The organism is Cupriavidus sp. SIMBA_020 (assembly GCF_046535395.1).
GTDB classification, from domain to species: Bacteria; Pseudomonadota; Gammaproteobacteria; order Burkholderiales; family Burkholderiaceae; genus Cupriavidus; species Cupriavidus campinensis.
Window position 1 is genome coordinate 1 of the sequence record NZ_JAWRWU010000644.1, and the last position, 270, is coordinate 270.

Genomic DNA, 270 nt, shown 5'->3' on the forward strand with positions numbered 1-270 from the left:
GTTGCACAAGCCGTTGGGGATCGCCGTGCTGGTGCTGGTGTGCGTGCGCATCGCGGTGCGGCTGTCGACGAAAGCGCCGGCGCTGCCGGACGATCTGCCGTGGTGGCAGAAGTTCGCCGCGCACGGGTCGCATCTCGTGCTGTATGCGCTGATGGTCGCGATGCCGCTGATCGGCTGGGCGATGCTGTCGGCGGGCGGATACCCGGTGACCTTGGGCGGCGGGGTGCAATTGCCGGCGCTGGTCTCGGCGGATCCGGCGACCTTCGCATG

At 69.3% G+C, this 270-nt stretch carries 1 protein-coding gene; it reads left to right on the top strand.

The genetic code is table 11. From position 1 onward, the window contains the following. Positions 1-270 (top strand): cytochrome b (locus tag SB751_RS30885; RefSeq protein WP_410749134.1); only part of this gene is annotated, 270 nt, incomplete at both ends.